This window comes from Nocardiopsis sp. TNDT3 (assembly GCF_003427465.1).
Classification (GTDB): domain Bacteria; phylum Actinomycetota; class Actinomycetes; order Streptosporangiales; family Streptosporangiaceae; genus Nocardiopsis; species Nocardiopsis dassonvillei.
Window position 1 is genome coordinate 1 of record NZ_QPFC01000224.1, and the last position, 5,257, is coordinate 5,257.

6 protein-coding genes are annotated in these 5,257 nt (G+C 72.5%); all 6 read left to right on the forward strand.

Translation table 11 applies throughout. The features are described 5' to 3' along the window. A partial coding sequence (locus DQW06_RS06145; protein ID WP_157983354.1) for an A24 family peptidase occupies nt 1-690 on the forward strand: 690 nt, incomplete at its 5' end. A gap of 44 nt (nt 691-734) precedes the next feature. After that, nucleotides 735-1,916, forward strand: a complete 1,182-nt coding sequence (gene aroC / locus DQW06_RS06150) for a chorismate synthase (protein ID WP_013151927.1) — start codon at nt 735-737, stop codon at nt 1,914-1,916. A gap of 478 nt (nt 1,917-2,394) precedes the next feature. Beyond that, nucleotides 2,395-2,907: a shikimate kinase gene (locus DQW06_RS06155; RefSeq protein ID WP_041552348.1), complete on the forward strand. Its 513-nt coding sequence runs from the start codon at nt 2,395-2,397 to the stop codon at nt 2,905-2,907. Further along, complete coding sequence (gene aroB, locus DQW06_RS06160; protein WP_013151929.1) at nt 2,904-4,004, forward strand: 3-dehydroquinate synthase; 1,101 nt, start codon at nt 2,904-2,906, stop codon at nt 4,002-4,004. The genes DQW06_RS06155 and aroB overlap by 4 nt, the downstream gene beginning before the upstream one ends. 136 nt (nt 4,005-4,140) lie before the next feature. Next, the gene (efp, locus tag DQW06_RS06165) at nt 4,141-4,704 is read left to right on the forward strand and encodes an elongation factor P (RefSeq protein WP_041552350.1); all 564 of its coding nucleotides are present in this window, start codon (nt 4,141-4,143) and stop codon (nt 4,702-4,704) included. Further along, complete coding sequence (nusB, locus tag DQW06_RS06170) at nt 4,704-5,117, forward strand: transcription antitermination factor NusB (protein ID WP_013151931.1); 414 nt, start codon at nt 4,704-4,706, stop codon at nt 5,115-5,117. The genes efp and nusB overlap by 1 nt, the downstream gene beginning before the upstream one ends. The last annotated feature ends 140 nt before the right edge of the window (nt 5,118-5,257 follow it).

Consider the following 5,257-nt stretch of genomic DNA (forward strand, 5'->3'; position numbering starts at 1 on the left):
CCGCCCCCCCGCTGCCCCCACTGCCGCGCCGAGCTGCGCTTCCTGCGCTGGTTCCCGGCGGTGGAGGCCCGCACGTTCCGAAGACGGGGGGCCTGCCCCCACTGCGAGCAGGTCGTCCGGTCCCACCCCGCGGTCGTCGTCGTGACCGCCGTGCTCTTCGGCTGCGTCGGCCTGTGGGCCACCCTCCAACCCGACTGGTCCCCGTTCGGCGTGCTGGCCGTGCTCTGGCTGACCGCCGTCGGCGTGCCGCTGGCCGTCATCGACCTGCGGGTCATGCGCCTGCCCGACGCGGTCGTCCTCCCCGCCTACCCCGTCGCCGCGGTCCTGATCGGGCTGGCCGTCCTGCTGCCCCCCGAGGGGCCCGACACCGACCGGGCCGCCGGGGCGCTCGTCAGCATGGTCCTGGTCACGGTGCTGTACTGGCTGCTGTGGCGGGTGCACAGCGCGGGGCTGGGGTTCGGCGACGTCAAGCTCTCCGGGCTCACCGCGCTGTACGCGGGGTGGGCGGCCGGGACCCTCGGCGCGCTGGTCGCCGTGTTCTGGGCCTTCGCGGCCTTCTCCCTGGTGGGGGTCGTGCTCATGGCGCTGCGGCGGCTCACCCGCAGGGATCCCTTCCCGCTCGGTCCGTTCATGCTCGCCGCCGCGCTGGCCACCGTCCTGACGGGAGGAGCGCTGTTTCCACAACCCTGAACCCGGCGCTCCACCGCGCACCGATCCGTGAAAGGATCGTGCACATGTTGCGTTGGCTGACCGCGGGGGAGTCCCACGGACCCGCACTCGTCGCGATTCTTGAGGGCCTCCCGGCCGGTGTGTCCGTCACCTCGGACGACATCGCCGCCGCGCTGCTCCGCCGTCGCGCCGGGTACGGGCGGGGTGCCCGGATGAAGTTCGAGAAGGACCAGGTCTCCGTCATCGGGGGCATCCGACACGGCCGCACCCAGGGGGGTCCGGTCGCGATCGAGGTCGGGAACACCGAGTGGCCCAAATGGGAGAAGGTGATGTCCCCCGACCCCGTGCCCGCCGAGGAGCTGGAGAGCGTGGCGCGCAACGCGCCGCTCACCCGGCCCCGCCCCGGCCACGCCGACCTGGTGGGCATGCAGAAGTACGGCCACGGGGAGTCGCGGCCGATCCTGGAGCGCGCCAGCGCCCGTGAGACCGCCGCCCGCGTCGCGATCGGCGAGGTCGCGCGCCAGTTCTGCCGTCAGGCCCTGGGCGTGGAGATCCTGAGCCACGTGGTGTCCATGGGGCCCGTGGCGGTGCCCGAGGACGCCCCGGAGCCGCGCCCGGAGGACCTGGCCGCCATCGACGCCGACCCGCTGCGCTGCTTCGACGCCCAGACCAGCGCCCGCATGGTCGAGGAGGTCGACGACACCAAGAAGTCCGGTGACACCCTCGGCGGCGTGGTCGAGGTGCTGGCCTACGGCCTGCCGCCCGGCCTGGGCAGCCACGTGCACTGGGACCGGCGCCTGGACGCGCGCCTGGCCGGTGCGCTCATGGGCATCCAGGCGATCAAGGGCGTGGAGGTCGGCGACGGCTTCCGCACCGCCGCCCGCCGCGGTTCGGCCGCCCACGACGAGATCGAACCCGGTCCGGACGGCGTGCGCCGCCGCACCAACCGCGCCGGAGGCGTCGAGGGCGGTATGACCACCGGCGACCCGCTGCGCGTGCGCGCGGCGATGAAGCCCATCGCGACGGTGCCCAGGGCGCTGGACACCATCGACATCGAGACCGGCGAGCCCGCGCAGGCCAACCACCAGCGCAGCGACGTCACCGCCGTCCCGGCCGCCGGTGTGGTCGCCGAGGCGATGGTCGCCCTGGTGCTCGCCGAGGCCGCCGTCGAGAAGTTCGGCGGAGACTCGGTCGCCGAGACCGCGCGCAACCTCCGGGGCTACCTGGACGCGCTGACTATCCGCTGACCTTCGATCCCGACCTCGGCGTGCTTCCGTCCCGTTCACGAACGGGACGGAAGCGGACTGGGAACCGCCACGGCTCCCCTTGCCGGAGCGGTTGTCCACAGGCGCGTCCTCGGGGCTGGCGGGGCGCCAAGGGAAGGGCCACACTGGATTCGGGAGCGCTCGTCGCGCTCACAGGCGACGGAGTCGCCCCCGAATCCGAGCATAGGGGCGGATCGAATGTCCCCGCCAGTGCCGCGATCCGGCCTGTGGACGACCTCTCTCACCGCCTCCGGGGACCGAGGTCCGCTGGAGTAGGACAACGCCGTGGCCGTGCTGTCCCCGCACGCGCGGGAACGGTTCACATCCCCCCGGCAAGGGTTCGCGTCTCCCCGGCGAAGCTAAGGTGGGGGAAGGCAAGATCAAGGCAGGGGGGCAGCGCTTCTCAGCGCGCGGTGCCCCGGATTCTCCAGATGGGAAGAGCGTGGCAAAAGCGATCGCGGTGCTCATCGGTTCGCCCGGATCGGGCAAGTCCACCGTCGGAGAGGCCCTGGCGGGGCGCCTGGGCGCCGACCTGTTGTGCACCGACACCGAGGTCGAGAAGCGCGCGGGCAAGCCCATCGGCGACATCTTCGTCGAGGACGGCGAGGAGCGCTTCCGCGCCCTGGAACGCGAGGTCGTCGCCGAGGGGCTGCGCGCCTGGGAGGGCGTGATCGCCGTCGGCGGCGGCGCGGTCCTGGACGAGGACACCCAGCGCGACCTGGCCGGACACCACGTGGTCTACCTCCAGGTGGAGTTCGGTGAGGCCGCCAAGCGCGTGGGCATGGACGTGGCCCGTCCCCTGCTCGCGGGCAACCCCCGCACCCGGCTGCGCCAGCTGCTCAACGAGCGCCTGCCCGTCTACGAGCGCCTGGCCAGCGTCACCGTGGAGACCACCGGCTACCACCCCGAAGAGATCGTCGACGCCATCCTGCCCTCCCTGGCCGGACAGGACTCCGGAAAGGCCCAGCAGTGACCGTGACCCGGATCGGTGTGGGCGACTCCGCCGGCCGCTACGACGTGGTGGTCGGCAGCGGGGTCCTCTCCGAACTCCCCTCCCTGGTCGGCGACGCCGCCCAGGTGGCCGTCATCCACCCCGAGAGCCTGGACGGGATCGCCCGCCCCGTGGTCGGCGCCCTGGAGGCCGCCGGTTACCGGGCGCACTCCATGCCCGTCCCGGACGGCGAGGCCGCCAAGACCGCGGCCGTCGCCGCCGACCTGTGGTCCCGGCTCGGGCAGCGCAACTTCACCCGCAGCGACGCCGTCGTCGGCGTGGGCGGGGGAGCCGCCACCGACCTGGCCGGGTTCGTCGCCGCCACCTGGCTGCGCGGCGTGCGCTCGGTCCTGGTGCCCACCACCCTGCTCGGCATGGTCGACGCCGCCGTCGGCGGCAAGACCGGCATCAACACCCCCGAGGGCAAGAACCTCGTCGGCGCCTTCCACCCCCCGGCCGGGGTCCTGTGCGACCTCGCGACCCTGCCGAGCCTGCCCCGCGCCGACTACATCGGCGGCCTCGCCGAGATCGTCAAGGCCGGGTTCATCGACGACCCCGTCATCTGCGACCTGGTCGAGGACGACCCCGAGGGCGCGGCCGAACCCGGGGGCAGGCACACCCGCGAGCTCATCGAGCGCGCCATCCGGGTCAAGGCCGACGTCGTCTCCGGCGACCTGCGCGAGAGCGGCCGCCGCGAGATCCTCAACTACGGCCACACCCTGGGCCACGCCATCGAGCGCGCCGAGAACTACACCTTCCGGCACGGCTACGCGGTCTCCATCGGCATGGTCTACGCCGCCGAACTCGCCCGCCTGGACGGCCGCGTGGGCGACGACCTGGTCCAGCGCCACCGCTCGCTGCTCTCCTCGGTCGGCCTGCCCGTCTCCTACGCCCCCGAGGCCTGGCCCGAACTGCGCGCCGCCATGAGCGTGGACAAGAAGGCCCGCGGGGCCACCCTGCGCTTCGTCGTCCTGGACGGCCTGGCGCGGCCCACCATCCTCAGCGGCCCCGCGCCCGAACTGCTGGACGAGGCGTACCGCGCGGTCACGGGCGACACCCGGGTTCCGCGAAGCCACTAGACTGCACACAGGCGACGTGCGCACCGGCGCGCCCGGGGAGCTCCCCGAGGTGCCCGTGCCCGGCCCCACCGAACACCGACCGGGCCCCGCGGGGGTCGGTCCCCGACGTGTCAAACCCCTTGGAGAGACGACCGAAGTGGCCACGACGAACGACATCAAGAACGGCACGACCCTGCGGCTCGACGGCGGCGTCCTCTGGAACGTCCTGGAGTTCCAGCACGTCAAGCCGGGCAAGGGCGGCGCGTTCGTCCGTACCAAGCTGAAGAACGTCCTCACGGGCAAGATCGTCGACAAGACCTTCAACGCCGGGTCCAAGGTCGAGTTCGCCAACGTCGACCGCCGCGAGATGGAGTACCTCTACCACGACGGCGAGGCCTTCATCTTCATGGACACCAGCACCTACGACCAGATCCCGGTCCCGGAGGCCGTCGTCGGCGACGGCAAGGACTTCCTGCTGGAGAACACCAAGGTCACCGTGGCCACCAACGAGGGCAACCCCCTCTACATCGAGCTGCCCGCCGCCGTCGAGCTGGAGATCACCCAGACCGACCCGGGCGTGCAGGGCGACCGCTCCACCGGCGGCACCAAGCCCGCCACCGTCCAGACCGGCGCCACCATCCAGGTTCCCCTGTTCATCAGCGAAGGCGAGCGCGTCAAGGTCGACACCCGCACGGGTGACTACCTCGGGCGAGTCAACTGATGAGCGGAGCACGGCGCAAGGCACGGCGGCGCGCGGTCGAGGTCCTCTACGAGGCCGAGGTGCGCGCCACCTCGGTGGAGGACGTCATCCGGCGCCGGCGGGCCCAGCCCGAACCGCCGATCAACGACTTCACCGAGAGTCTGGCCCGCTCGGTCGACGAGCGGCGTGAGCGCATCGACGAGCTCCTGGACACCTACGCCATCGGCTGGACCCTGGAGCGCATGCCGGTCGTGGACCGCAACATCCTGCGGATGGGCGCCTACGAACTGCTGTGGGCCGACGACATCCCGGACGGTGTGGCGATCGCCGAGGCGGTCGGCGTGGCCAAGGAGCTGTCCACCGACGAGTCCCCCAACTTCGTCAGCGGACTCCTGTCCAGGCTGATGGAGAACAAGTCGACGCTCTCGCTCTAGGGCGCGACCGGCATCGGCGCGTGGGGGACCGTCGGGGCAACGTGGATTGAGGGAACGCAGGTGACTGACAGGACCAGCGTGGCCGCGGGCGGCGGCCTCGGCGCGAGCGGGGCGACCGGCCCGGGGCGGGCCGCCAACGC

Coding starts and splice junctions, on each gene's coding strand:
- aroC (WP_013151927.1), top strand. CDS start 735: ATGTTGCGTTGGCTGACCGCGGGGGAGTCCCACGGACCCGCACTCGTC.
- nusB (WP_013151931.1), top strand. CDS start 4,704: ATGAGCGGAGCACGGCGCAAGGCACGGCGGCGCGCGGTCGAGGTCCTC.